The sequence below is a fragment of the Pseudomonas sp. HY2-MNA-CIBAN-0224 genome, assembly GCF_040310285.1.
GTDB classification, from domain to species: domain Bacteria; phylum Pseudomonadota; class Gammaproteobacteria; order Pseudomonadales; family Pseudomonadaceae; genus Aquipseudomonas; species Aquipseudomonas helleri.
On sequence record NZ_JBEOPQ010000480.1, the window covers coordinates 1 to 275 of the forward strand.

The 275-nt window shown below is 43.3% G+C and carries 1 protein-coding gene; it reads right to left on the bottom strand.

Going from position 1 to position 275, the window contains the following annotated elements; translation table 11 throughout:
* On the bottom strand, positions 1 to 275 hold a 275-nt coding region (locus tag AAEZ03_RS27240; protein ID WP_350582951.1), incomplete at both ends, for a cation:proton antiporter domain-containing protein.

The window sequence follows — 275 nt, forward strand, 5'->3', positions numbered from 1 at the left end:
GGTGATATCAAAGCACCAAATAATAAACACCACAGAAAAGGCAAACCAAAATCAAATAGCGGCAGCATAAAGTAGAGGGCAGTAGCAATAAGCAATGCTGACACTATCGTGCCAAGACCGGCAAGGATACCAATAGGTAGCTTGTAACGTTTTAAATCACTAATATTGACGTGCAGCGCCCCTGCAAACAGCAGCATAGAGAGCATGCCATCGAGCAATACTTCCGTAAAATCAAGCTGCTCTAAGAGGCTGACTTCATAATCAATGAGCTGATC